Annotated in this window: 24 protein-coding genes; 4 read left to right on the forward strand and 20 right to left on the reverse strand. The window is 37.0% G+C overall.

What is annotated here, in order from left to right; genetic code table 11:
* Window positions 1–15 precede the first annotated feature (15 nt).
* The 10 genes from BR87_RS03865 to dapG all read right to left on the reverse strand — a co-directional run bounded on the left by BR87_RS03865 (window position 16) and on the right by dapG (window position 8,824).
* Window positions 16–1,212 carry a nucleotidyltransferase gene (locus BR87_RS03865; RefSeq protein WP_035028912.1) on the reverse strand — a complete coding sequence of 399 codons (1,197 nt, stop codon included), beginning with the start codon at window positions 1,210–1,212 and terminating at the stop codon, window positions 16–18.
* A 17-nt stretch (window positions 1,213–1,229) separates the two neighbouring features.
* Window positions 1,230–2,999: a DNA helicase RecQ gene (gene recQ, locus BR87_RS03870; RefSeq protein ID WP_035028916.1), complete on the reverse strand. Its 1,770-nt coding sequence runs from the start codon at window positions 2,997–2,999 to the stop codon at window positions 1,230–1,232.
* Window positions 3,000–3,111: 112 nt separating this feature from the next.
* On the reverse strand, window positions 3,112–3,846 hold the full coding sequence (locus BR87_RS03875) for a class I SAM-dependent DNA methyltransferase (protein ID WP_035028919.1): 735 nt from the start codon (window positions 3,844–3,846) through the stop codon (window positions 3,112–3,114).
* Between the two features lie 6 nt (window positions 3,847–3,852).
* A complete protein-coding gene (rsfS, locus tag BR87_RS03880) occupies window positions 3,853–4,212 on the reverse strand; it encodes a ribosome silencing factor (RefSeq protein WP_035028922.1) in 360 nt (119 codons plus the stop codon).
* 10 nt (window positions 4,213–4,222) lie between these two features.
* Window positions 4,223–4,828 (reverse strand): bis(5'-nucleosyl)-tetraphosphatase (symmetrical) YqeK, encoded by a 606-nt coding sequence (gene yqeK, locus BR87_RS03885; RefSeq protein WP_035032776.1) that lies wholly within the window; start codon window positions 4,826–4,828, stop codon window positions 4,223–4,225.
* Window positions 4,800–5,468, reverse strand: a complete 669-nt coding sequence (locus tag BR87_RS03890; RefSeq protein ID WP_404813289.1) for a nicotinate-nucleotide adenylyltransferase — start codon at window positions 5,466–5,468, stop codon at window positions 4,800–4,802. Before BR87_RS03890 ends, yqeK begins: the two co-directional genes overlap by 29 nt.
* A gap of 25 nt (window positions 5,469–5,493) precedes the next feature.
* On the reverse strand, window positions 5,494–5,808 hold the full coding sequence (gene yhbY / locus BR87_RS03895) for a ribosome assembly RNA-binding protein YhbY (RefSeq protein WP_035028924.1): 315 nt from the start codon (window positions 5,806–5,808) through the stop codon (window positions 5,494–5,496).
* Window positions 5,809–5,852: 44 nt separating this feature from the next.
* Window positions 5,853–6,983, reverse strand: a complete 1,131-nt coding sequence (gene yqeH / locus BR87_RS03900) for a ribosome biogenesis GTPase YqeH (protein ID WP_035028926.1) — start codon at window positions 6,981–6,983, stop codon at window positions 5,853–5,855.
* Window positions 6,961–7,506 carry a YqeG family HAD IIIA-type phosphatase gene (locus BR87_RS03905; RefSeq protein WP_035028928.1) on the reverse strand — a complete coding sequence of 182 codons (546 nt, stop codon included), beginning with the start codon at window positions 7,504–7,506 and terminating at the stop codon, window positions 6,961–6,963. The genes yqeH and BR87_RS03905 overlap by 23 nt, the downstream gene beginning before the upstream one ends.
* A gap of 121 nt (window positions 7,507–7,627) precedes the next feature.
* Entirely contained in the window at window positions 7,628–8,824 is a 1,197-nt protein-coding gene (dapG, locus tag BR87_RS03910) for an aspartate kinase (RefSeq protein WP_035028930.1), read from the reverse strand.
* Between the two features lie 172 nt (window positions 8,825–8,996).
* On the opposite strand from dapG, the gene BR87_RS03915 reads away from it, so the two are divergent.
* Window positions 8,997–9,665 carry a copper homeostasis protein CutC gene (locus BR87_RS03915; RefSeq protein WP_192986463.1) on the forward strand — a complete coding sequence of 223 codons (669 nt, stop codon included), beginning with the start codon at window positions 8,997–8,999 and terminating at the stop codon, window positions 9,663–9,665.
* 50 nt (window positions 9,666–9,715) lie between these two features.
* Here BR87_RS03915 and thrB read toward each other — a convergent pair whose 3' ends face one another.
* Genes thrB through BR87_RS03930 form a run of 3 tightly spaced genes read right to left on the reverse strand, consistent with a single transcriptional unit; the run spans window position 9,716 to window position 12,928 of the window.
* On the reverse strand, window positions 9,716–10,582 hold the full coding sequence (gene thrB, locus BR87_RS03920) for a homoserine kinase (protein ID WP_211249993.1): 867 nt from the start codon (window positions 10,580–10,582) through the stop codon (window positions 9,716–9,718).
* Window positions 10,572–11,639 carry a threonine synthase gene (gene thrC, locus BR87_RS03925; protein WP_035028937.1) on the reverse strand — a complete coding sequence of 356 codons (1,068 nt, stop codon included), beginning with the start codon at window positions 11,637–11,639 and terminating at the stop codon, window positions 10,572–10,574. Before thrC ends, thrB begins: the two co-directional genes overlap by 11 nt.
* Window positions 11,639–12,928 carry a homoserine dehydrogenase gene (locus BR87_RS03930; RefSeq protein ID WP_035028941.1) on the reverse strand — a complete coding sequence of 430 codons (1,290 nt, stop codon included), beginning with the start codon at window positions 12,926–12,928 and terminating at the stop codon, window positions 11,639–11,641. The genes thrC and BR87_RS03930 overlap by 1 nt, the downstream gene beginning before the upstream one ends.
* A 458-nt stretch (window positions 12,929–13,386) precedes the next feature.
* Between BR87_RS03930 and BR87_RS03935 the strand changes: the two genes are divergently transcribed.
* The gene (locus BR87_RS03935; protein WP_051929618.1) at window positions 13,387–14,790 is read left to right on the forward strand and encodes an ISLre2 family transposase; all 1,404 of its coding nucleotides are present in this window, start codon (window positions 13,387–13,389) and stop codon (window positions 14,788–14,790) included.
* A 398-nt stretch (window positions 14,791–15,188) separates the two neighbouring features.
* Here the strand turns inward: BR87_RS03935 and BR87_RS03940 are convergent, their stop codons facing one another.
* The 7 genes from BR87_RS03940 to BR87_RS03970 all read right to left on the reverse strand — a co-directional run bounded on the left by BR87_RS03940 (window position 15,189) and on the right by BR87_RS03970 (window position 21,441).
* On the reverse strand, window positions 15,189–15,422 hold the full coding sequence (locus BR87_RS03940) for a YkuJ family protein (protein WP_035028943.1): 234 nt from the start codon (window positions 15,420–15,422) through the stop codon (window positions 15,189–15,191).
* A gap of 226 nt (window positions 15,423–15,648) precedes the next feature.
* A complete protein-coding gene (locus BR87_RS03945) occupies window positions 15,649–16,536 on the reverse strand; it encodes an NAD(P)-dependent oxidoreductase (protein ID WP_169741131.1) in 888 nt (295 codons plus the stop codon).
* 95 nt (window positions 16,537–16,631) lie between these two features.
* Window positions 16,632–17,666 carry a glycosyltransferase family 4 protein gene (locus tag BR87_RS03950; RefSeq protein ID WP_035028946.1) on the reverse strand — a complete coding sequence of 345 codons (1,035 nt, stop codon included), beginning with the start codon at window positions 17,664–17,666 and terminating at the stop codon, window positions 16,632–16,634.
* Between the two features lie 31 nt (window positions 17,667–17,697).
* Window positions 17,698–18,873 carry a glycosyltransferase family 4 protein gene (locus BR87_RS03955; protein WP_035028950.1) on the reverse strand — a complete coding sequence of 392 codons (1,176 nt, stop codon included), beginning with the start codon at window positions 18,871–18,873 and terminating at the stop codon, window positions 17,698–17,700.
* Between the two features lie 201 nt (window positions 18,874–19,074).
* Window positions 19,075–20,796: a phosphoenolpyruvate--protein phosphotransferase gene (ptsP, locus tag BR87_RS03960; protein WP_035028953.1), complete on the reverse strand. Its 1,722-nt coding sequence runs from the start codon at window positions 20,794–20,796 to the stop codon at window positions 19,075–19,077.
* Window positions 20,796–21,062 carry a phosphocarrier protein HPr gene (locus BR87_RS03965; protein WP_035028956.1) on the reverse strand — a complete coding sequence of 89 codons (267 nt, stop codon included), beginning with the start codon at window positions 21,060–21,062 and terminating at the stop codon, window positions 20,796–20,798. Before BR87_RS03965 ends, ptsP begins: the two co-directional genes overlap by 1 nt.
* A gap of 190 nt (window positions 21,063–21,252) precedes the next feature.
* Window positions 21,253–21,441, reverse strand: a complete 189-nt coding sequence (locus BR87_RS03970) for a hypothetical protein (RefSeq protein ID WP_035028959.1) — start codon at window positions 21,439–21,441, stop codon at window positions 21,253–21,255.
* 200 nt (window positions 21,442–21,641) lie between these two features.
* Between BR87_RS03970 and BR87_RS03975 the strand changes: the two genes are divergently transcribed.
* Complete coding sequence (locus BR87_RS03975; protein WP_035028962.1) at window positions 21,642–23,885, forward strand: ATP-dependent Clp protease ATP-binding subunit; 2,244 nt, start codon at window positions 21,642–21,644, stop codon at window positions 23,883–23,885.
* Window positions 23,886–24,023: 138 nt separating this feature from the next.
* Window positions 24,024–24,302 carry a DUF1827 family protein gene (locus BR87_RS03980; protein WP_035028965.1) on the forward strand — a complete coding sequence of 93 codons (279 nt, stop codon included), beginning with the start codon at window positions 24,024–24,026 and terminating at the stop codon, window positions 24,300–24,302.
* Window positions 24,303–24,411: the final 109 nt, after the last annotated feature.

Here is a 24,411-nt window from a genome sequence, read left to right on the forward strand (position 1 = left end):
AAAAACGAATGAATTTTATTTTTGTCTGAGAGGCTGTCTACGAAAGTCTTGCGGCTTTGCTAAAGCAGAAAAGCCTAAATTATAAACTTCGCCAGCTTTAATATCAAATTGCCATAAGGATGAATTTTTTTGCTGTATATTATTAAGTAAGGGCAGATTACTCTCTTTTTTCATGTGATTTAAAAAAGCTTGTCCTTTTTTATTAAAGCCTAAGATGTGAACAGCTTTAGGAGATTGCAATTCTTCCATCATTTCTTCTGTCTTTACATTCAATAAAATATAAAGGCACAAGCGTTGCAATCTAACCCAAGTATACCGTTTATTTTTAACTAATGAAATAAAATGATCGAAATTTTTTGCTTCTTTGCTTTTTTCTTTTAACCGGTATTCGATTCCTTCGTTCATTTGATAGATCGTCCTTAACTCCACGACCGATTGTATGGTTAGCTGATATTTTAGATAAGGCCAAAACGTTTCCCAACTCACCAACTCCGCGTCGTCTAATGCTTTGGCAGTTGTCTCAGGTATAACCTCTTTTAATCTATTCAATGCATGCAAAAGATCCGTATCTTCTCTTAATGTTTTCCGAATAGCTGTTGCACTAGCCATTTTTTCTTGAGGCATGAACTCTTGTTCATGATAGCCGGATCCTGACCTTTTGACAGTATGCAAAACCATTGGATTAGCATATTTTACGTTTTCTTTAGCATAAGCTAAACCCAGTATGGAGTTCGGCATACTTAAATCAAGATTTTTTGAGGGAAATAAGTCAGCAATTATCTGTTGCATTTGAGCTGCATAAGTCATACCGTTGTTTCTTACCTCTTTAAATCGCTTTTCAATCTCTGCTGTTTCATCAGCTAAACATTCAGCTAATTTTTGAAAGTCTTCAGCTTCGCCGCTTTCAACTCCGAAGCATAACTGGTCACATCCTATGGCTTGCAATAATGAAATTCCGCCTTTTGCAAAATAATCAGCAGGTTGAATACAAAAAGCAGTTGGCAATTCAATGATCAGATCTGCTCCTCCAGATAAAGCCATTTGGGCTCTTGTCCACTTATCTACAATTGCCGGTTCTCCGCGTTGCAAAAAATTACCGCTCATAACAGCAATGATCACATCTGCTCCTGTTATCTTCTTTGCCTGCTGTAAATGATAAAGATGTCCATTATGAAATGGATTATACTCTACGATTACACCGCAACTTTTCATTTTTACCCTCGCTTTATTTAACTAGTTACTTTACTATTTTTTAATTCTTCGAGAAATACAGCACCATATTTTTCCAGCTTATTTTCCCCCACACCTTTGATTTTCAATAGTTCATTTTCTGTTTGTGGTAAGAATTGGCACATCTGTTTTAGCGTTTCATCTGAAAAAATAACATAAGGCGGAACTTTTTGAACACTGGCTAACTCCTTACGAATCTCTCTTAATCGATCGAACAAGACATCATCAATAGCTAATTTGTGCGCTTGTTGTGCTTGTTTTCGGGTAACCCTGCTTTCCCCTTTCAAGATAGTTACGCCTTTTTCAGTTAATTTCAACAGAGGATATTGTCCATCAGTCGGAGCTAAATACTTTTCAGCAGTCAAATAGTCGATCAATTGAGTAACCTCTTTTTGGGCCGTTCCTTTCATTAAACCATACGTCGAAAGTTGATCAAAATTCCATTGCTTGATTTTTTGATCTTTTGAACCCGTCAAAACTTTCATAACCATTGACTTTCCAAATGTTTCTCCCATCCTTTTAACACACGACAAAACCTTTTGTGTCTCTGTTGTAATATCAATCGCTTCTCGTTCATCTAAGCAATTACTGCACTGTCCGCATTCTTCGCATTGGTCTCCAAAATAATGCACAATATAGCACTGTAGACACATTTGCGTTGATCCATACTGTGCCATCTCTCTTAGCTTGGCATACTCCATTTTTTTATGTTCTTCATCCATTGCAGATTGTTCGATAAAGTAATGTTGAATCTGCATATCTTGTGGTGAAAACAGTAATATTGTATCGCTAGGGAGTCCATCACGACCAGCACGACCGGCTTCTTGATAATACGCTTCAATATTTTTTGGGATTTGGTAATGGATCACAAAACGCACATTGCTTTTATCGATCCCCATTCCGAAAGCATTTGTAGCTACCATAACTGCAACTTCATCATAAAGAAATTTCTCTTGCCAATCGCTTCTTTCTTCTTCTTTCATGCCGCCATGATATTTTCCTGCAAGAATATGATGAGAGGTTAACAATTCGTAAATGCGTTCAACTTCTTTGCGGGTGCTGGCATAAATAATTCCTGATTGTCCTTTATTGATTGTTAAATAATCTAATAAGTAGCGATTCCGCTCTTGTCCCTTAACGACTTGAAAAGCTAAATTATCACGGACAAAGCCTGTATTTACCCGGTTTTTCTCTTCTATTCCTAATAATTCTAGAATATCATCCGAAACAAGAGGCGTAGCAGTGGCAGTTAAAGCAAGAATAGTCGGTCGATAAACTGATCGTTGAATGGTCTCGCATAAAGACAGATAACTGGGCCTAAAATCATGCCCCCATTGTGAAATACAGTGCGCTTCATCAATCGCAATCATTGAGATTTTTACTGACTTCATCAAATAATAAATTTCTTCAGTTTGAAAACGTTCCGGTGCGACATAAACTAGTTTATATTTTCCATTACTGGCATCCTTCAGTCGTTCATTCATTTCTACTGAAGAAAGCGTACTGTTTAGGTAAGTCGCTGAAATACCTAATTCCGTTAAAGCATCTACCTGGTCTTTCATCAAAGAGATCAAAGGAGAAATTACAATGGTTACTCCATCAAAAACCAATGCTGGAATTTGATAACAAAGCGACTTGCCGCCGCCTGTAGGCATGATAGCTAACGCATCTTGCCCATTCAAAATCTTCTCAATCACTTCTGATTGACCATGACGGAATTCATTAAAGCCATAGATTTCATGAAGTAATTGATAAGCTCTTGTTAACATACCGCACCTCCTTTTTATAAATTCATTCCCTTTTCAGGAGAAAAAAACAGAAAAATCCATTTCGATTCTCCTGTTTTTATTGTGTTCATTCATCCGTTTGATTTACACGTTATTATTTTTTACACACAAAAAACCAACGGGAAGAGTCATCTTTTACTTCTGTCTCACCAAATTCAGCACTTGTTTTTATTGAAGTAAAACCTGCCTGTTGCAGCATATCATAGTAAACTGCTAATGGATAAGTACGTTCTTTGTGCGTTTCATCAAAACGCTCATACTTGTCCGATTCTTCTTCATACACAAAAAAAGTTAAATCATGTTCGATAGAATGCTCGCTGTCTCCGCTATAGCTTTTCCACAAAAAACTGATGTCTTCTGATTGGTCATTGTACATGTATCCTGGAAAAACTTCATCTATCTGATAAAGAGAATGCACATCAAACAGAAACATACCAGAATCATTCAACGTTTGATACACTTCTTTAAAAACTGATAAAACAGCTTCTTTATGCGGCATATAACAAATAGAATCAGAAAAACAAGTTACTGCATCGTATTTCCCCACTTCTGATAAATCTAACATATCCCCTTCAATAAGCGGCAATTGTAGGCCTTCAGACCATGCTCGTTCATTAGCTAGACTCAACATGTTAGCTGATAAGTCCAGTCCTGTCACAGCATAACCGCGTTTCTTTAACATTATGGCTAATGCTCCAGTTCCGCAAGCTAATTCTAGTACGGTTTGCTTCTTATTTTGAAGTTCTTGGTCAACAAAGTTCCCCCAACGTTCGTAAAGTGTTTCATCCATGATCGCATCATAAATTTGAGCAAATGTTTGATAACTCATCACTGATTAAACCATTTTCGTGATGTCAACTAATGGGGCATCACTCCATAATTTTTCAAGATTGTAAAATGCTCGTTCAGAATAATGGAAAACATGAACGACTACATCGCCTAAATCAATCAACAACCATTTTGCAGATTCACGGCCTTCAACCCTTTTTACTTCAAGTCCTGCTTTTTGTACTTGATCAATGATTTCATCAGCAATCGCTTGAACTTGTTTTTCATTATTCCCGTGCATCACAACAAAATAGTCTGCTAATATCGAGATTTCTCTAACATCCATTGCTAAAATATCTTCTGCGCGTTTGTCATCCCCAGCTTTTACTACTAAACCTAACAATTTTTCACTTGTTTCTTCTGACATCATATTCCTCCTATGGTTTCGCTACCCATGCATTATACGTTTCGATTGCTTTGGGGTAAATTTTTCTTTTGGTCGTAATTAAATGTTGCAGTGTATGTTCCGTTTCAAATGCTACAGCTTGTTCTAAATCCATTGCAGCCAATTTCCTAGCTTCCTCAACTCCTGGAAAATCACGTCCAGCTTCAATATAATCAGCAACGTAAATGACTTGTTCTAATAAAGACATCTCAGCAGCACCTACTGTATGGCAACGTATTGCATTTAAAATTTCTATATTTTGAACATGCAATTCTTTTTTTACTAAGATGGCTCCAACAGGTCCATGCCAAATCTCGCTGCCATATTGTAACAATTCTAAATCTAAATTTGCACTGATAATCAAGTCATGCATCTCGCGAGGATTGCGTTCTTTTGCATAATCATGCGTCAATGCTGCTATACTAGCAGCTTCTATAGAAACACCATAACGCTGAGCTAACTCGACAGCGGCTTTTTCGACACCTAATACATGCTTGAACCGTTTTGAGCTCATTTGTGCTTGTACTTTTTCAAGTAATTCATTTCTATCTAACGGGATATACTCACCACTATAGATCAGTTCGTCTGGTTTTATCATCATTTTGATATAACCCCTTTTCAGAAATATACGCTAATGTCTCATCAGGAATTAAGTAACGAACAGAACACTTCGTTTCCAATTTTTTACGTACTAACGTTGAACTAATATTCACTGATGGAACATCTACCCAAATAATGGGATAAGTAGTAGTCAATGCGTAGCCAGGTCGATTCACGCCTACAAATTGTACTAACTGCAACAACTCTTCGATTTTATACCATTTAGGCAAATATTCTACCATATCGCCTCCGATAATAAAATAGTAGTCCGTATCTGGGTTAGCTCTCGTCAATTGTAACATAGTATCGTAGGTATAACTTTTTCCGCCTCTTTCGACTTCACTTTTTTCAATATCAAAAAAAGGATTATTTTGTATAGCAGCTTCCACCATTTTCATACGATGAGCAGCTTCAATAGCTGTCTTCTTGTCTTGATGCGGCGGATTAGCACTTGGCATAAAGCATACTTTATCTAGCCCCAGTTGTTGACCTACTTGGTCTGCAATAATCAAATGGCCGATATGCGGCGGATTAAAGGTCCCTCCAAGGATACCTACTTTTTTTCGTTCTGTTCTTTCAGGTATACTGTTTGTAAGAACTTCTGTCTGATTAAAAGAAACCGTCTGCCTTTTCAAAATAATCACCTTTCTTTACTTTTTATTCTTATTTTTTTAATGGCAATTCTGTTGAAATACGTTGGTACTTTTCTTGTGATGAAGGCTGAAATAAAACAATCACGCGACCAATGACTTGAACTGCATGGCAGCCTAATTCTGCTTCAATTTCTTCAGCTACTTCATCAGCTGTTTCGTCTGTGTTTTGTAATAAATTGATTTTTATCAATTCGCGTTTTTCAAGTGCTTCACCAATTTGGACAATCACTTCCGGATTTAAGCCGTTTTTTCCGATTTGAAAAATCGGATCTAAGTGATGTGCTTTGCTTCTTAAAAAGCGTTTTTGTTTTCCAGTTAATTTCATTTTCTACTCCTATTGAATCACACTATCAGCAATTCTTTTATTTGTTAAATCAATGATTTACGAATGACTACGTTAATGCCTTTAGGCGCCCAACCTGCGACGATCGCTCCGGGCTCATTTACTGTTACCCAGCCTAAGCCGGCAAAAACAATATCCGATTTTTCTTTAATCGTGAATTCGAAACGAACCAACTCAGGAAAATCGGCTACTTCATCTTTTCTTGGCGGCTGCAATAATTCTCCGACTTGTTTTTGATACAAATTATCTGCATTTTCTAACTTTGTTCGATGAATTTTTAAGTCATTAGAGGTATAAGCTGTAAAGGAGCGTCTTCCACCTTTCAAGTAGTCAAACCGTGCGACCCCTCCAAAAAATAATGTTTGGCCTTCGTTTAGTTGATAGACCATCGGCTTTATTTCTTTTTTAGGGGCAATCAATTTTAAATCTTTATCTCCTAAAACATGGGCCATCTGATGGCGGTGAATAATGCCTGGAGTATCAATTAAAAATTTGCCGTCCTCTAAAGGAATTTCGATTTTATCTAAAGTCGTTCCTGGGAATTGTGAAGTCGTGATTAAGTTTTGCACACCAGCTGTCATTTTTATAATTTGATTGATAAGGGTTGATTTCCCAACATTGGTTACTCCAACCACAAAAACATCTCGTCCTTTACGGTGTTTTTCAATCGTTTCTAATAAAGCTTCCATTTCTTTAGGCTTCACAGCACTTGTCAAAATAACTTCTTCTGGACGCAGACCTTCTTCAAAAGCTCGTTCGCGCAACCATTGGGTCATTTTTCCTCTTTTTAATGATTTAGGCAATAAATCTACTTTATTTCCAACTAAAAGAACAGGATTATTGCCCACAAAACGGTGTAACCCAGGAATCAAACTGCCATTAAAATCAAAAATGTCAATTACATTAACAATTAAGGCATCTTCCGTACCGATTTCATTTAATAATTTTAAAAAATCATCATCTGTTAAATGAACATCTTGAATTTCATTATAGTGACGCAACCTGAAACACCGTTGGCAATAAACCTCACCGTTCTCAAGTCCTTTTTCCAACGCTGACTCTGGAGTATACCCTGGAGCTTCTTTATCTGTTGTTTGGATAAGTGCTCCACAACCGATACACCGTATTTCTTCTTCATTCATTAACTCTTTCGCCATGTAATGACTTCCTCCATCTCATATCCGGGTTCTTTTTGATTAAATAGTTCATAACACGCAATTCCATAAAGCGATTTAATTTCGTATTCCATGCATCACTATTGATAATAGGCTTTACCAATACGGTTCGTATTCCTGCTAAATTGGCACCCCAAACATCTGTCATAATCTGGTCTCCAACCATTAAAATTTCTTCTTTTGGTAGACCTAGCTTCGTTTCTGCTTTTTTAAACCCGATGACAGTGGGTTTTATAGCTCTGGCTACATAGTCCAAATTTAAAGCACTGGCAACCCTTTTAACGCGCTCGTCATTATTATTTGAAAGAATCACAACAGGGATGCCCGCTTCTTCCATTACTTTGATCCATTGAATCAGTTCTTCTGTTCCGTCTGGATTGTTCCATGCGATCAAAGTATTATCTAAATCAGTTAAAACAGCTTTAATATTTTGTTCTTTTAATTGTTCAGGTGTCAGGTGGTAAATAGCTTCTATCATCCACGTTGGTTTAAATATATTTAACATTTTTTCTCCCTATCCATTAAAATAGGAGCACTATGCACAGTACTCCTCAAGTTTACTATTAGTTTAATTATACGCCAAAACCACAAAATAGCAATCAAACTCAGTCGTTTTTAGCTTATTTCTAATTTTGTAAAAAGGCAGTATGCAAGGCATTTACTGCTACTTTCAAATCTTTTTCTGCTACTAAAATCCAAACAGTTGTATAACTATCTGCAGATTGATAGATTGGTATGTTGTGTTTGTCCAAAGTCGTGATCATGTTAGAAATAATCCCTGGTACTCCTGTTATTCCAGCTCCCACTATCGCTACTTTTGCACAGTTTTCAATCAGGGTATAAGCAGCATCTTGTTCATTCAGGATCGTTTGAGCCTTTTCCAATGCTGTTTGCGGCAATGTAAACACAATATGATCAGGAAAAATATTGATAAAGTCTACACTAATATTCAATTCAGCCAGTGAAGTAAAAACCGCTTCTTGTATTTTCCGAGAAGCTTGAACGTTGAATTGAACTAAGTTAGGCACATGAGCAATACCTGTCACCAAACGATAATGTTCAATTTGACTTTCAATATGAGTCACTAATGTGCCTGTATTAGTGACCGGTTGATGAGTCGAGCGGATTCTCAATGGGATTCCAGATTGCATAGCAATTTCTACAGCTCGCGGATCAATCACTTTTGCTCCTTCATGCGCCATATTGCTTACTTCTCGGTAACTGACCACTTCTAAAAACTTGGCCTTATCAACCAATCGAGGATCAGCAGTCATCATTCCCGAAACATCTGTAAAAATATCGATACTCTCCGCTTTAAAAGCAGCTCCTAAAAAGGCAGCGGTTGTATCACTGCCGCCGCGTCCAATTGTTGTGATATGTCCACTTTCGCTGATTCCTTGAAAACCTGTCACCACTACCACATCATTCATTTTAAAATGAGCAAAAATGTGTTCTGTTTCAATTCGTTGTACTTTAGCATTACCAAACTCTTCATTCGTAACGATGCCTGCATCTTGTCCCGTTAATCCGACAGCGGTTAACCCATTTTTTTTCAATCCATTAGTAAAGACAGCTGCTGAAATCGTTTCGCCAACCGAAAGCAGCATATCTTTCTCACGCAAATCTAAATAACTCCGAGCTCCGCCAATTAATTCCAATAGAGAATCTGTCGCATAAGGATCTCCTAGACGGCCAATTGCCGAAACAACTACTATTACTTTATACCCGGCTGAAACCGCATGAACAATATGTTTTTCTGCTGCTAGGCGGCTCTCTTCATCTTTAACAGAAGTACCGCCAAATTTTTGAACTAAAATTTTCATGTTTACCATCCTTTGATTTGAGTCTTTCATAACTTATCAAGAAATTGCCTCTTATTTTAATGAATCGTTTACTGTCTGCCAGCTCCGTTTTATTATAACGAAGACTTTTACAATATTCAATGCAGTGTTGATTAGAGAACCAAAAACATTTTTTCATGTTATACTAGAAAAAATGTTTTTAAAATTGGAGAGTGATGGAGTGTTTTTGAAAGAAGTCTGTCTTGAAAATTATACGTATGTGGCAAAAGCCATTGCCCAAGGGGCAAACAGAATTGAATTATGTGATAACCTAGCAAGTGGCGGCACGACTCCCAGTAAAGGAGTCATGCACGAAACAATAGATTATTGTGCAGAACATACTATTCCCGTAATGGCAATCATTCGTCCTCGCGGCGGAAATTTTATCTACAATGATTCTGAGTTAAAAATAATGGGCTATGATATTATCGAAGCACGAAATTTAGGTTTAGATGGGATTGTTGTAGGTTGTTTAAATGAGGAAAGCTGGCTGGACGAAGACGCGATGGAACAGATTTTAGAAGAATCTTATGGGTTGCAGGTAACGTTCCATATGGCTTTTGATGCCATCCCCGTTAGTCGACAATTTGAAGCCATCGATTGGTTGATCGATCATGATGTTCAACGCATTTTGACCCATGGCGGCTCATTAGATCTACCTATTGAAACTACCCTGCCTCACTTAAAAGAATTAGTTGATTATGCCGATGGTCGTATTGTCATCCTGCCTGGAGGCGGCATTACAAACGAAAATGCTCAACACGTGATCGAACAATTAGGTGTAAATGAAGTTCATGGCACTCAAATTGTCGGCAAACTTTAAAATCAAAAAAACAATCTTCCGCAAAGTTTAGTTTGCAGAAGATTGTTTTTTTACTTTTTTAATTGTATTCCTAAAGACGATACATTAACTTCTTTGATCAGCATATCCGTCAATTGTATGCTTAATCCATTTTTCACTTCATTCAATTTAGCTTTTGGAACAAGCACCACTACGGTAGGCCCTGCACCGCTTAAAAAAGTTCCATAAGCACCATTTTCAATTGCCCATTGTCTAATCATCCTCAGTTGCGGAATGAACTTTTCTCGATAGGTTTCATGCCATAAATCTTTTCCCATCATTTTCCCTGCTAAGCTGATATCGCCCGATAGAATAGCACTGATCATAACATTGCTGATCGCACTAGCTTTGATCGCCTTAGAATAGGACATTGTTTTCGGCAGCACCTCTCGGCTTTGAGTAGTCAGCAATTCATTTTTAGGCACGATCGCTAAAATTCCTGTTTCAGGGAAAGCATGCTTAACTGCATATACTTCTTTATCTAACTGACTCGCAACTACAAAATCGCCTAAGATAGCTGGTGCTACATTATCCGGATGCCCCTCAATAGCTGCTGCTACATTCACTTTTTCCATAGGTGTCAGTTCTAACTCTTCAAGTTGATTTGCCAATTCTATGCCGGCTACAATCGCTGCTGAACTGCTGCCCAAACCGCGAGCAGAAGGAATATCGCTTTGCATCATCAGCTTTCTTGGAACCAGATTCGGAGCTAAGGACAAGGCTGTTTGAATGATCAAATTTTCTTTATCTTTTGGGATCTTCTCCCCTAAATGATGGTCAATATGCCATTCACTTTGCTCTTCTCCAACTTCAAGCGTCAAATAAAGATCTAAAGCTAATCCACATGAATCGAACCCTGGGCCTAAATTGGCGGTTGTACCCGGGACTCTAATAGTCAGCATTTTTAGAAACACCTGCCTTTAAATGAGTTCTCATTTCTTCAATACCGTCTAATTTCACAATGGGAATCTCCGTCACATTCATTGCTGTATCAGGATCTTTTAACCCATTACCGGTGAACACACATACAACTGTTTCTCCTGCCTGAATGGCTCCGCTCTTTCTATCTTTGATCACACCCGCTAACGAAGCTGCTGACCCCGGCTCAATATACACACCGTCCATTGCAGCTACCTTTTTATACGCGTCAATGATCTCATCGTCTGTAACAGAATCAATTTTTCCGTTTGATTCATCTCTCGCTGCTTCTGCCAATTCCCAACTGGCAGGATTGCCGATGCGAATTGCTGTTGCAATGGTTTCCGGTTGAGCAATCACTTGTCCCTTAACAATAGCAGCAGCACCTTCTGCTTCAAAACCATGCATTCTAGGCAGTCCAGTTTGATGCAATTCATTCCATTCCTTAAACCCTTTCCAATAAGCTGAAATATTACCAGCATTTCCGACTGGAATAGCTAAAACATCTGGCGCTTTTTTTAAATCTTCACAAATTTCAAACGCGGCTGTTTTTTGGCCTTCTAAACGATAAGGATTAACGGAATTGACTAAAGTAACGGCTTCTGTTTCAGCTAATTGGCGAACAGCACGCAAAGCTTCATCAAAATTACCTTGAATCGAAATAATATCTGCACCATACATTACCGCTTGTGCCAGTTTGCCTAATGCGATTTTCCCTTCTGGTATGACAATATAAGCTTTCATATTTGCTCTAGTTGCATAAGCAGCTGCTGAAGCGCTTGTGTTTCCTGTAGATGCACAAATGATCGCTTCTGCTCCCTCTTCTTTCGCTTTTGCTACTGCCATCACCATTCCTCGGTCTTTAAAAGAACCGGTTGGATTTAACCCTTCGTATTTTCCGTATAATGTGATTCCTAAAGTTTTAGATAAATTAGGTAATGGAATCAAAGGAGTATTTCCTTCACTTAGCGAAATCATAGGCGTATCCGGCGTTACGGGCAAAACTTTCTTGTATTTAGTTAACAATCCTTCGTACATTATTTCCCCTCCATTACTTTAAAACAGACCAACAAGTTCATTCCTTCAGCTTTTTTCAAGTCATTTATAATCCGATTTTGTTGCGCTTTATTCATTCTATGCGTCACGATCACTACTTTGGCAGACGCTTTTGAAAATGGCTGTTGGATGATCTGATCAAAACCTACATCTGATTCATTAAAAATTTTAGTCAACTCTAAAAATTGGCCTGTCTGATCTTGCATGTCAATAGCCATGTAATATTTTGATTCTACGTCTTTGTCTTCGGTGAGGTTCGTTTCATGCTGATAAGAATTAAAAACCGTTCCTGTCGTTCCTAGACCAATATTTTTAGCTACTGTAATAAGATCACTTACGACACTGGTAGCGGTTGGTAAAGCTCCGGCTCCTGGCCCATAAAACATGGTTTCTCCTACCGCAGCACCTACAACAAAAACAGCATTATTTTCATTTTGTACACCCGCTAAAGGATGGTCTTCCGGAACTAAAACCGGTCCTACATCAACTCGTACACTATTGTCTTTTTCAATAGCTGCACCAATCAATTTGATGCGGTATCCAAGCCGTTTTGCCATCTCAATATCTGCTAATTGGATATCGCGGATTCCTCTTGTTTCAATTTGCTCTAATTCTACATTCATACCAAACGCCAAACGAGTCAGAATCACCATTTTTCTAGCTGCGTCGATGCCGTCGACATCATTAGTAGGATCATTTTCAGCAAAACCTAATTCTTGTGCTTTTTGCAATGCTTCTTCGTATGTATCGTTGTTATTGGTCATCTTAGATAACATAAAATTAGTTGTTCCATTCACGATTCCAAAAACTTTTTGAATGTGATCAGAAGCTAAACTATCAACAATTGTCCGCAAAATAGGGATGCCGCCTGCAACACTAGCTTCATAGTATAAATCACACTGATAATCATTTGCTAATGCTACTAATTCATTTCCGTGCAAAGCAATCAAGTCCTTATTAGCTGTTACGACATGTTTTCCTGCTTTTAAAGCTTGAGAAATGTAGTCTTTTGCTTGGACAATACTGCCCATAACTTCTACTACGATATCAATATCTTCATCCATTAAAATATCAGCTGCATTTGTGGTTAATTCAATTCCTTCAGAAAATTCTCCACGTTTTTTTTCAACATTGCGAACCAATACTTTCTTTACGTTCAATTCTTCTCCTGTTATTTGTTTGATTTTGCTTTCATGCTGTTTTAGAATACGCAAAACACCGCTGCCTACTGTTCCAAAACCTAATATTCCGACCTGTATCTTCCGTTTCATTTTGTTGTGCCCCTTTGTCGTTCAATATTTTTTAATTTGGTTTTAATCTAAATTTAAATTTATTATACCTAATTCCTGAATGGATAACTACCTTATTCCATCAAAAAAATTTGACTTTATAATTTACAGGATATTTCTAAAGGAATAAGGGGTGCTTATAGACATGTCTAAAGATTTAAGACTCAAACAAAGCGTTTTAGCCTTTGTTTGAGGATTGAAAGTCTGAAAATTGTAAGCTCCAGACGTCCACATGGCTTTCTACAAGCAAACCCGCCTATTCCAGAATAAATTTTATTTTGTTGGATCACTTAGTGTAAAATTTTTGGTGGTAGAGAATTTAAAACATTCAAAGCCGAACAATTCTTGTTTTTTTATGAAATTGACAAAAAAAGAGGAAAGTCATTACAATACAATTATAGGTTCGTACGCCTAAATATAATCGTAGAGGATGACTTTCCATGGAAATTAGTTTAACAGAAATTATCGAAATAATAAAGGGTTCCAATGATGGAATCGATGCAGAAAGAAAATTACAAGTTTATTTTTCAAATAAAATCAGCGACATTATGCAGCTTATTTTAGAGTATATCGATGATGGATTAGCAGAAGAATATAAGAAACAAGGCTATAGAATCGAGAAAAGAGATCTTCGTACGATTCAGTTTCTTTTTGGAAAAGTTACATTCAAGCGAAGAAGAATGAAAAAAGAAATGGAAAAAGCACTTTATCCATTAGATAAAGAAATGGGCTTTATTTCAAGAGAAACCTTCTCTCCTCTTCTTTTACGGAACATTGCGGAGATCGCCTCCGGCACAGTATTAAGAAAAACAGCACAAGCAACGGCCTTATTAACGCCTTTTACGATCAGCCATACAAAAGTCAAAGCCGTCTTGGATACAGTGGGAGAGTTTCAACAGAATTACACAGAAAATCATCTTTTAGACGTCACTAAACTGACTGAGCCGAAAGAGAAAAAGAACGTTCCTTTCCTGTACATAGAAGGCGATGGGCTGATGTATAAAGAAATCAAAAAGAAACGTGGAGAGATCCATCGGATCCAAATTGCCGAAGGAGTCGAAAAAAACGGCAAACGAACTCGTTTAACAGGAACGCATTACTTCTCTTCCACAGACAGTACTGAAGTGGCTTGGAGTCTCGTGCAAAACTACCTTTATCTCAACTATGACTTAACGAATACGCTTGTCATTTCAAACAGTGATGGAGGTTCTGGATATGAATTCGATAAATTTAATGCGGTCGTTCAAGGCTGCTTGCGTCATGAACATGTACGAGATACGTATCATGTGAATCAAAAGATCAAACAACGACTGAACTTCGTTCCTGAGTTACAATCTCCTCTAAAAAAAGCCATCCAAGATCACGAGCGGGAAGCAGTCGAAGCTGTTTTAGATACAGCTGAGAGTATCATCGGAGACGAACAAGCAGCCCAACTAGAAGAGCAAATCAGACGATTAAGAGGCTACCTTTCAAGAAACTGGGAGTATTTGACGCCCATTTATAAACGAGGGCTGGGAGAAGCAGCTCACGGTATTGGAACTTGTGAGAGCAACCACCGTCCTTATAGCTATCGTGTAAAAGGCCAAGGAAAGTATTGGTCTAAAAAAGGACTGACCCATGTCGTTTATGTGATCGAGGGTTTAAAAAACGGAACTTTAGATCGAGCCATCATTGAACAGCAGCCGGAGTATAAGAAACAAGCCAGTGCGTCTTATAAAGCTGCCCTTAAGGCAGCCCATAAAAAAGTACCCCACCAAACTCATGAGGGTGTCCGTCATGGATCGATTCCTCATGTAAGTCGTTCCAGCAGCACGGGAAACTTGAGTGCTATTTTTAACTATTAACCAGCAAAAGAGTGGAGATCGTGCTGTGCACGATACGACTCGGTTCTTGATAAGGGGTTTTCCCTTGGTAGACTGATGGCAGAGACGTGTTTAAATTTTTTAAAAGGAATAGGTAATAGGGTTCAAGGGAAATGGGCCCCCTTGTCAAGGATTTGCGAGAAAACAACAAATAAAAACCGAACAAAACAGCGACAAACGCTATAATTGTTAGAGATAAAAAGTGATTTCATCTTTTTTGTAATTTTACCGAGAATATCTTGACACTAACGTTGGATCAACACCATTTGTTAAACAACCAAAATTTTGTTACAGTATTATTGAACTTTTCATCCTTGACTGTTACAAAAAAAGGTTAAAGACAAGCTTAACTCAGTAAGCTTACCTTTAACCTTTAATTTTTAATCTTGCAACAATTCAAAAATCTCAATTGCGACTAAATCCAAATCATCAAATTGATAAACTTGGTGAGTTGAACTATCTTCTAATTCAAAAGTAGCAGTCTTCGCATCATAGGAAATTAGGCAACGTTCTAAGCCTTCTTTTTCAAATCTACGAATTTGAACTTCACTCTCTTTATCTTCTAGCATAGCTTCCAACCGGCGAATAATCGCCTGTAATTGTGAAGGTTTCATCTTCTCGTGCCCCTTTCAGACTTGACTCAGTCATTATTTTAACAGATTTTTCATTAAAAGACAGTAAACTCATCTTTTTTTCATTAAAAACTTCTTTTTTTAGAACTTCCTTCAAGGCGACTAAAAGAAATTTTTGATTTCCTCTCTCTTTCAGAGGGTATAGTAAAATGACAATCAGGTAAAAAAAAGTTGCTCTTTAACTTTCAGAGCAACTTTTTATATTTTTTTAGAAGTTCATTTTTCTTTTCCCGTCAGGCCACCATAATTTAATAAAGGCTTGTGTCCCCTCATCTCCATGGCCATTTGTTTCAAGTTTTTCATACAATTGTTGCGCTAATGCTGTAAATGGCAAGTCAATATCCATTCTGCTCGCTTCATTGAGAGCAATTTTCAAATCTTTTACGAAATGTTTTATAAAAAATCCTGGTGAAAAATCACCTTGTAAAATACGCGGTCCGTAGTTAGCTAACGACCAGTTTCCTGCACTTCCACCGCCAACAGTATCTAATACTTTTTCTAAGTCAAGTCCTGCAGCGTCAGCGTATACCAGCAACTCTGTCATTCCTGTCATCGTTCCGGCAATCATGATTTGATTGGCCATTTTAGTATGTTGACCTTTTCCAGCTGATCCTTGCAAGTTTACTTTACTTGAAAATTCTTTAAAAATAGGTTCTATAGCAGCATAAGTTGATTCATCACCACCGACCATGATCGTCAATGTTCCTTTTTGAGCCCCTAAATCTCCACCAGAAACAGGTGCATCTAGCACGGCTATTCCATTTTCTTTTCCTTTTTTATACAGTTTCACGGCTAATGAAGGGGTGCTAGTTGTCATATCGATTAAAATATGTTCAGCTGTAGCTGTTTGAAAAATCCCTTTTTCTCCAAAATAAGTTTCTTCTACATCTTCTGGATAACCAACAATCGTAAAAACTACTTCACTTTCTTTCGTAACAGTTGCTGGATCAGCATACCAGTTGGCTCCTAAAGCAACCACCTCATCTGTTTTGCTTTTTGTTCGATTGTAAACATTTACCTCATAACCCGCTTTTAGCAAGTGTTTAACAATTGAAGATCCCATTACTCCTATTCCGATAAATCCAATTTTTTTCACTTACATCAACTCCTTTTCATTTAGTCATTGATTTTAGTATAGCATTTTGCTGAATAAACTAAAAAGAATAACCATTAACCCGAAAGAGGTATTTTCTATCTTTGCACATTCTTTTTTTCTTGCTGCTGATAAAAGTCTCCCCATATCTGTGCTAAACGCTCTTCTGAATAAGCTTGGTTACCAGCAGTTGCTTTTTGCAGTGCTGCTTGATAATAAGCAGGATCACTCGCTAAACGTTCAATTTCTCCTTGCATTGCTTCTCGGTCAGCAGCAGGCAAATAGTACCCTGCCAATACAGGAAGGTAGAGTGCTAAGTCTCTTAAGACCACAGGAGTCCCACAAGAAAATGCTTCTAAAATACACATGGGGAAGAGTTCATCATAGGAAGGCAGCAAAAAAACATCAGCTATATTGTAATAATGGAGCATTTCTGTTCTTCCAACGATACCAGTAAACAATAAATTTTTAGGCGGGTGTTCCATTTCTCGTTTCAATTTTTCATAACCATCAGTAAGTTTGCCAAATGAAAATCCTCCTGCCCAAATAAACTGAATATCAGGCATTGCTTCAGCTAGCTTAATGAAGTCCATTACCCCTTTCCGTTCTTGCACTTGTCCAGCTCCAAAAACGATAAGTTTATTTTCTTTTAGGCCTAAAGAAGTTTTTATTTGATTTAATTGATGAGGCTCTAAAGAATAGAAATCTTTTTTAGAAACAAAATTAGGGATATACGTAATTGTCTCTTCTGGTATTCCGTATTTCATTAGTTCGGTAATATAAGAAGGGTTCACAACTACAAGCTGATCCATTCGTTTATAAAAAGCAATCACGTACCAATAAAAGAGGCCTGTTACCCAACGAGGCAATTGAAGACTGCCTTTTAAAGTGGAAGGCAAAAAATGAACATAACCGATTCGTCTGCCAAAATGGTGTTTAAAAAATGTACTAATAAAAAAAATTGGATCAATCGTATGATAATGGCTGATTTGCGTTTTGGTATAACGATTAATAGAAACCAATAAAGTAGAAGAATGGTAATTTTCTAATAATTGAAGCAACTCAACATATGCACTTCCTACGCCTTGTCCAGCTACTTTGTCAGCAGAAGAAAACATGGTTATTCTAATCATAGCTTTATTTCCCTCCTTTCTTATCTGCATTTTAATGATTTGAATGGACAGCGACCTCTTTTTCGTGCATGTACTGCTGAATAGTCTCTCTATAAAATTGTAAAACTCTTTCTCCAAACAATTCGGACGAAATGGAGTTTAACAAATTGGTTCGTTCTTTTTTTACCCTTTGAATTTTTTTATTCTGATTAAAGTAACTGCATACTGTCTCTGCAATTTGCGAGTCATCACTAAACGTCATGCCAAAAGAACCATTTTGCGTTAACGTTTCTGTATACTCATTTAGACGGGCTACAATATCCGTTCCGGAGGCGATTGCTTCAATATAAGTCAACCCTTGTGATTCTGAATTTGATGAGCTGACAAATAAATCAGCTGCCTGATAATAAGCTTGAACTTCGGAGCTAGCTACTTCGCCTATAAAGAAAATCGTACCTGCTAACCCTAATGAATGCGCCAATTCTTCCAGCTCATTTCTGGCTGGCCCATCTCCCACAATGACTAATTTTGCTGCAGGTTGATGAAGTAAAATTTCCGGCATTGCTTTAATAAGCAAATCAATACTTTTTTCTTTTGCTACTCGGCTTAAAGATAGAAGCAATAGCGTATCTTTTGAAAAAGAAAGTTCTTTACGGACGTCTCGCTTATTTTCCTTCAAAAAATGCTCTAAATCAACTCCAGTAGGAATCACACTTATTCTTGAAACTACTCCATAATTCAACAGTTGTTTTCGTGCCTTTTCACTTGGTGCAATAATGCCAGAGGATTTATTACAATACATTTTTGACACTAACTTAACATGTGTGGGTCTAAGAACTTTACCATTGGCAATATAGTGAAGGTAATCTTCGTACATTGTATGATAAGTATGGACACATGGAATTTTTAATTGGTAGGCAATATACTTTCCAGTCAAACCTAAGCTGAATTCGGTTTGTGTATGAATAATATCCAATTGAAGCTCTTTAGCTATCTTTAATGCGCGGTAAACCCCTTTTATTGCGATACGTCGGTCTTGAAAAGAAAAAAAGGGTATACTTGTCAAGCGGACGATTCCCTCTTCTTTTTCTTGTACTTTTGGATCAGTGGTTGTAAAAATAATCACTTCATGCCCTTGACGTTCCAGCTCTTTTTTTAAAGTTTTTATTGAAGTTGCAACTCCACTTATTTGCGGAAAATAAGTATCTGTAAAGATTCCAACTTTCATTATTTTTCACCCCTTTAATTTATTATACTTAGTTTTATGTAAAAACATAGATTTTAGCCTTTAAGTTCCCATGTCTTTCAGATTTCTACGCAGAGAGCTTATTAAAATAGTATACTAAAAATTTAACGCTGCTCCCTCCGCCTGAAGTACGATTTTAAAACAAAAAAAGTTACAAGAATCTAAAGATTCTTGTAACTTTTTTTATTTTGTATATTCTTCAACTAGTTTAACTACTTCTTCAGCTGTGTCGCAATCATTAATTGCTTTTTCCGCTAATTCAGCCATCTTCGTTGTATCTAGACGTTTCATTAAACTACGAGTTTTTAGAATACTTGAAGCACTCATTGAGAATTCATCTAAGCCTAATCCCATCAATAGTGGTACTGCCGTTTGATCGCCAGCCATTTCTCCACACATTCCTGTCCATTTACCTTCTTTATGAGAAGCGTCGATGACGTTCTTAATCAAACGTAAAATAGATGGATTATATGGTTGGTATAAATAAGAAACGCGTTCGTTCATTCGGTCAGCTGCCATTGTATATTGAATTAAGTCGTTCGTTCCAATACTGAAGAAATCAACTTCTTTAGCAAAGCGATCTGCAAGAACAGCTGCTGCTGGGATTTCAATCATAATACCGACTTCGATATCATTTGAAACCTCCACGCCTTCTTTGACTAATTTTTCTTTTTCTTCTAACAATATCCCTTTAGCATCACGGAATTCTCCTAGTGTTGCAATCATCGGGAACATAATACGCAATTTACCAAATACAGAAGCCCGTAAAAGAGCGCGTAATTGGGTTCTAAACATATCTTGTTCAGCTAAACAAATTCGAATAGCCCGGTAGCCTAAAAATGGATTCATTTCATGAGGCAATGTTAAATAAGGCAATTCTTTGTCTCCGCCGATATCCATCGTCCGAACAACTACAGCTTTGTCTCCCATACCTTCTAAAATAGCTTTATAAGCTTCAAACTGAGCTTCCTCAGTCGGGAAGTCAGGTGAATCCATATAAAGGAACTCTGTCCGGTACAAACCAATTGCTTCGCCACCGTTATTTTTCACACCAGCTAAGTCTTTTGGTGTTCCGATATTAGCAGCTAATTCAATATGTTTGCCGTCAGCTGTATAGGTTTTTTCGTTTTTCAACTTTTCCCATTCAGCTTTTTGCCCTGCAAATTTTGAGGCTTTCTCTTCATAAAAAGAAATATCGGTATTTTCAGGATGAACTAAGACATCGCCTTCTAATCCATCTACAATAATCATATCGTTTTCTTTTACGAGAGATGTGATTTCTTTTGTTCCGACAATTGCCGGAATTTCAAGAGAACGAGCCATAATTGCAGAGTGAGACGTACGACCACCAATATCCGTTACAAATGCTTTCACAAATTTACGGTTTAATTGGGCTGTATCACTTGGCGTTAAGTCATGGGCGATAACAATTACTTCTTCATCAATCATTGAAGGATTCGGTAATCTCACGCCTAGTAAGTGACTTAAGACACGCTTAGTAACGTCTTTAATATCAGCAGCACGCTCTTGCATATATGGATTATCTTCCATACCTTCAAAAATGCCAATGAACATATCCGTTACTTCTTTTAGTGCGCTTTCAGCATTTACTTTATTATCTCTTATGTTACTTTCGATACTCCCAATTAATTCAGGATCAGAAAGAACCATTAAATGCGCGTCAAAAACTTGAGCTTCTTCTTCGCCTAAAGTTTCAACAGCTTTACCGCGGATCAGCTCAAGTTCTTGGGTAGCTTTATTTAACGCTTGTTTTAAACGTTCAATTTCTGAATCAGAATTTTCAACTGAGAATTTGTCGAAAGTTAAATCGGGCTCAACAAGTAGATAAGCTTTTGCAATCGCAATACCATCACTTGCAGCAATCCCTTTTAAATTTTCAACCATTACTCAGCTAAACCTTCTTTCTTCATTGTTTCTTCAATGCTTGAAATAGCTTCTGCTTCATCAGCACCATCTGCACTGATAACAACTTCTGCACCTTGGCCTACGCCTAATGACATAACACCCATAATTGATTTTAAGTTAACAGATTTACCTTTATATTCTAGGTTAATATCTGAGTTGAATTTGCTAGCTGTTTGTACTAATAAAGTTGCAGGACGTGCATGAATTCCTGTTTCAGCTATTACATGAAAATCGCGTTTTTCCATAATGTTTGATCTCCTTTAATAAATAATAATTTTTTATGAGGTTTATTTTTATCCTAGAATTCTTTAAACAACAAACATCTAAATGTCCCTTTTCTAAAAATAACCCTTTCATCTTCCTAGATTACCATTTTTAAGAGCATACTACAACTATTTTCTATCTTTTCTTTTTCTTCTGCCTTCTTTTTTCTATCTAACTATTTGTTCTAAAGCGATAAACTACTTCACCATTGTGCTTTGCTTCCCCAATAATATGATCTTTTTGAATATGATTCATCCATATTTCTCTAAATTGCATAAAATTTTCTTTTGCTATGACCATTTCAGTTAGCTCACCTTCTATTAACTTTTCAAGCTGACGTTCAAGAGATTCGTTTGTCATTTTTTTCTTTCTTCCTTTCTTGTTTCTTATTATTTTAGCCTAATTTTTTAACAAATGATAGAACAAATTACTTGTATGTCAGACAAGGTCAGTGTATAATGAATACATGAAGGTCAGGAAAGGTCAATAGATTCTTAACATTGATTAATCTTTCCTGCAGGACCTCCTAACTTTAATTATTGAAAGGTTGTGCATACTATATGTTATGTCAAAATTGCCATCAACAAGATGCAACAATTCATTTATATACAAATATGAATGGTCAAAAAGGCCAATTAGATATCTGCCAAAATTGTTACCGTCTCTTAAAAGAAGCTAATGAAAAAGGCTCTATTCAAAATAATTATCCAACTCCTCAAGATCCTTTTGGGTTTGGCAATCTAGATAATTTTTTCCGGTCTATGCAAAACCCATTGTCTCAAAATTATAAAGGGGTACCCCCTACACAAAGAGGTGGCGGCTCCGGTAATGGGCAACCGCCGACAAATAAAGTAAAAGGTTTATTGGGAGAATTTGGAACCAATCTAACTGATTTAGCTAGATCTGGCGCGATTGATCCAATTATCGGACGTGATAAAGAGATTGAAAGAGTAATCGAAATCTTAAATCGCCGCACAAAAAATAATCCTGTTCTAACTGGAGAACCCGGTGTAGGTAAAACAGCTGTTGTGGAAGGATTAGCTCAAAAAATTGTGGATGGAGAAGTTCCACAAAAACTAATGGATAAAGAAGTGATTCGTTTAGATGTTGCTTCTCTAGTTCAAGGAACTGGAATTCGCGGGCAATTTGAAGAACGTATGCAGCAATTAATGGATGAACTGAAAAAAAATCCACAAATTATTCTTTTTATTGATGAAGTCCATGAAATCGTAGGTGCAGGTAGTGCGGAAGGCAGTATGGATGCAGGTAATATGCTAAAACCTGCTTTAGCACGAGGCGAGTTACAAATGGTTGGAGCAACAACATTAAAAGAATATCGCACTATTGAAAAAGACGCTGCTTTAGAACGACGTTTACAACCTGTACGTGTCAGCGAACCAACAGTTGATGAAACGATCGATATTCTAAAAGGTATTCAAAAAAAATACGAAGATTATCACCAAGTCACTTATACAGAAGAAGCCATTAAAGATGCGGTTACTCTTTCTAACCGTTATATTCAAGATCGTTTCTTACCGGATAAAGCCATTGATCTATTAGATGAATCGGGCTCTAAGAAAAACTTGACGATTCAAGCAATTGATCCAAAGGTAGTTGAAGATAAAATTGCTGAAGCAGCACATCAAAAACAATTGGCTTTGCAGCAAGAAGATTATGAAAAGGCTGCTTTCTATCGTGACCAAGCTACTAAGTTTGCAGCCATGCGGGATCAACAACAACCTGAAGCTGAACGCCCAGTTGTAACTGGAAAAGATATGGTCAAGATTATTGAAACAAAAACAAATATTCCTGTAGGCGAATTAAAAGAAAAAGAACAAACTCAATTGCGTAATTTAGAAGCTGACTTACGTCAACATGTAATCGGCCAAAATCAAGCAATTGAGAAAATTTCTAAAGCTATTCGTAGAAGCCGGATCGGGTTAAACAAAAAAAATCGGCCAATTGGTTCTTTCTTATTTGTCGGTCCGACAGGTGTAGGTAAAACAGAATTAGCCAAACAATTAGCTCTAGAACTATTCGGTAATAAAGAAGCCTACATTCGTTTCGATATGAGTGAATATATGGAAAAACACAGTGTAGCTAAGTTGATCGGTTCTCCTCCAGGATATGTAGGATATGACGAAGCTGGACAATTGACTGAGAAAGTCCGTCACAATCCTTATAGTATTTTATTACTAGATGAAATCGAAAAAGCACATCCTGATGTTTTGCATATGTTCTTGCAAATTTTAGATGATGGACGCTTAACTGACGCACAAGGACGTACTGTAAGTTTCAAAGATACAATTATTATTATGACGAGTAACGCAGGCACAGGTACGGTTGAAGCAAATGTCGGTTTTGCCGCTGCTTCTAAAGGCAACCAAAAATCTGTCTTAAATCATTTAACAGAGTTCTTTAAACCTGAGTTTATTAACCGGTTTGATGCGATCGTCGAATTCAATTCTTTGAAAAAAGAACACCTTCTTATTATCGTAGACTTGATGTTAAATGATGTTAATGATATGTTGAAAGATCAAAAAATTACAATTGAAGCTGACCAACGTGCAAAAGAAAAACTAGTAGAGCTGGGTTATGATCCTCAATTAGGAGCACGTCCATTGCGCCGTGTGATCCAAGAACAGATAGAAGACCGGATTGCTGACTTTTATCTTGATCACCCTGAAAGCAAAAATTTAAGCGCTACTGTTGATGAAAACGGAGAAATCCATGTCACCGCTAAACAAAGTGAAGCTTCTTTAGTAACAGCAGACCAAAACGAAAACAATACCGATAAAAAATAAGTTGATTAAGAGAGCGAGACTAGAATTAGCAGTCTCGCTCTCTTTTATTCATCCAGCCAATTAATTTACTTTGAGTTTATGGAATTTTAATTATATAATAGGTTTAATCTAATAGTCTTAAAAAAAGAGGTGAATAGAATGAAGCTGATCGATGTTACGAATAGCCATATAGATTTAGTAACGGAACAATTAGGAAACACTGATGCTAATTTTATTAAAGTCTATACACTAGGACCCACAACCGTTGTTTTTTCGGGAGCTCCTACCCATAAAGATGTTCTTTTAGTAAATAAAGAACGAAATATAAAAAATGCTGAAATAAAATTTGCGATTGAAAATATTTTAGAGACTACGCCTGATGTGGTTGATATCTTACATGCGCCAAATATTGTCGAGCTTTCTATACCTGTCAATTAAAAATAATTGTCTTTTTTTGCTCTTTTTATATTATTTTTGTATTTACGAGTTAGAAAAAAGGCTGAAACGGTGAATTTAAATTCACCGTTTCAGCCTTTTTTTTATTTTG

Source organism: Carnobacterium mobile DSM 4848 (assembly GCF_000744825.1).
In the GTDB taxonomy this organism is placed as follows: Bacteria; Bacillota; Bacilli; order Lactobacillales; family Carnobacteriaceae; genus Carnobacterium_A; species Carnobacterium_A mobile.

Bases quoted from the DNA above. Each gene is read 5' to 3' on its own strand.
- yqeH (WP_035028926.1), bottom strand. From the start codon at position 6,983: ATGGCGAAAGAGTTAATGAATGAAGAAGAAATACGGTGTATCGGTTGT.
- thrC (WP_035028937.1), bottom strand. From the start codon at position 11,639: ATGTACGAAGGATTGTTAACTAAATACAAGAAAGTTTTGCCCGTAACG.
- BR87_RS03940 (WP_035028943.1), bottom strand. From the start codon at position 15,422: ATGAAACCTTCACAATTACAGGCGATTATTCGCCGGTTGGAAGCTATG.
- BR87_RS03915 (WP_192986463.1), top strand. From the start codon at position 8,997: ATGTTTTTAAAATTGGAGAGTGATGGAGTGTTTTTGAAAGAAGTCTGT.
- BR87_RS03935 (WP_051929618.1), top strand. From the start codon at position 13,387: ATGGAAATTAGTTTAACAGAAATTATCGAAATAATAAAGGGTTCCAAT.
- BR87_RS03875 (WP_035028919.1), bottom strand. From the start codon at position 3,846: ATGAGTTATCAAACATTTGCTCAAATTTATGATGCGATCATGGATGAA.
- BR87_RS03955 (WP_035028950.1), bottom strand. From the start codon at position 18,873: ATGAAAGTTGGAATCTTTACAGATACTTATTTTCCGCAAATAAGTGGA.
- BR87_RS03975 (WP_035028962.1), top strand. From the start codon at position 21,642: ATGTTATGTCAAAATTGCCATCAACAAGATGCAACAATTCATTTATAT.
- BR87_RS03980 (WP_035028965.1), top strand. From the start codon at position 24,024: ATGAAGCTGATCGATGTTACGAATAGCCATATAGATTTAGTAACGGAA.
- BR87_RS03905 (WP_035028928.1), bottom strand. From the start codon at position 7,506: ATGTTAAATATATTTAAACCAACGTGGATGATAGAAGCTATTTACCAC.
- dapG (WP_035028930.1), bottom strand. From the start codon at position 8,824: ATGAAAATTTTAGTTCAAAAATTTGGCGGTACTTCTGTTAAAGATGAA.
- recQ (WP_035028916.1), bottom strand. From the start codon at position 2,999: ATGTTAACAAGAGCTTATCAATTACTTCATGAAATCTATGGCTTTAAT.
- BR87_RS03965 (WP_035028956.1), bottom strand. From the start codon at position 21,062: ATGGAAAAACGCGATTTTCATGTAATAGCTGAAACAGGAATTCATGCA.
- BR87_RS03930 (WP_035028941.1), bottom strand. From the start codon at position 12,928: ATGAAACGGAAGATACAGGTCGGAATATTAGGTTTTGGAACAGTAGGC.
- BR87_RS03970 (WP_035028959.1), bottom strand. From the start codon at position 21,441: ATGACAAACGAATCTCTTGAACGTCAGCTTGAAAAGTTAATAGAAGGT.
- yqeK (WP_035032776.1), bottom strand. From the start codon at position 4,828: ATGATAAAACCAGACGAACTGATCTATAGTGGTGAGTATATCCCGTTA.
- yhbY (WP_035028924.1), bottom strand. From the start codon at position 5,808: ATGAAATTAACTGGAAAACAAAAACGCTTTTTAAGAAGCAAAGCACAT.
- rsfS (WP_035028922.1), bottom strand. From the start codon at position 4,212: ATGTCAGAAGAAACAAGTGAAAAATTGTTAGGTTTAGTAGTAAAAGCT.
- ptsP (WP_035028953.1), bottom strand. From the start codon at position 20,796: ATGGTTGAAAATTTAAAAGGGATTGCTGCAAGTGATGGTATTGCGATT.
- BR87_RS03950 (WP_035028946.1), bottom strand. From the start codon at position 17,666: ATGATTAGAATAACCATGTTTTCTTCTGCTGACAAAGTAGCTGGACAA.
- BR87_RS03865 (WP_035028912.1), bottom strand. From the start codon at position 1,212: ATGAAAAGTTGCGGTGTAATCGTAGAGTATAATCCATTTCATAATGGA.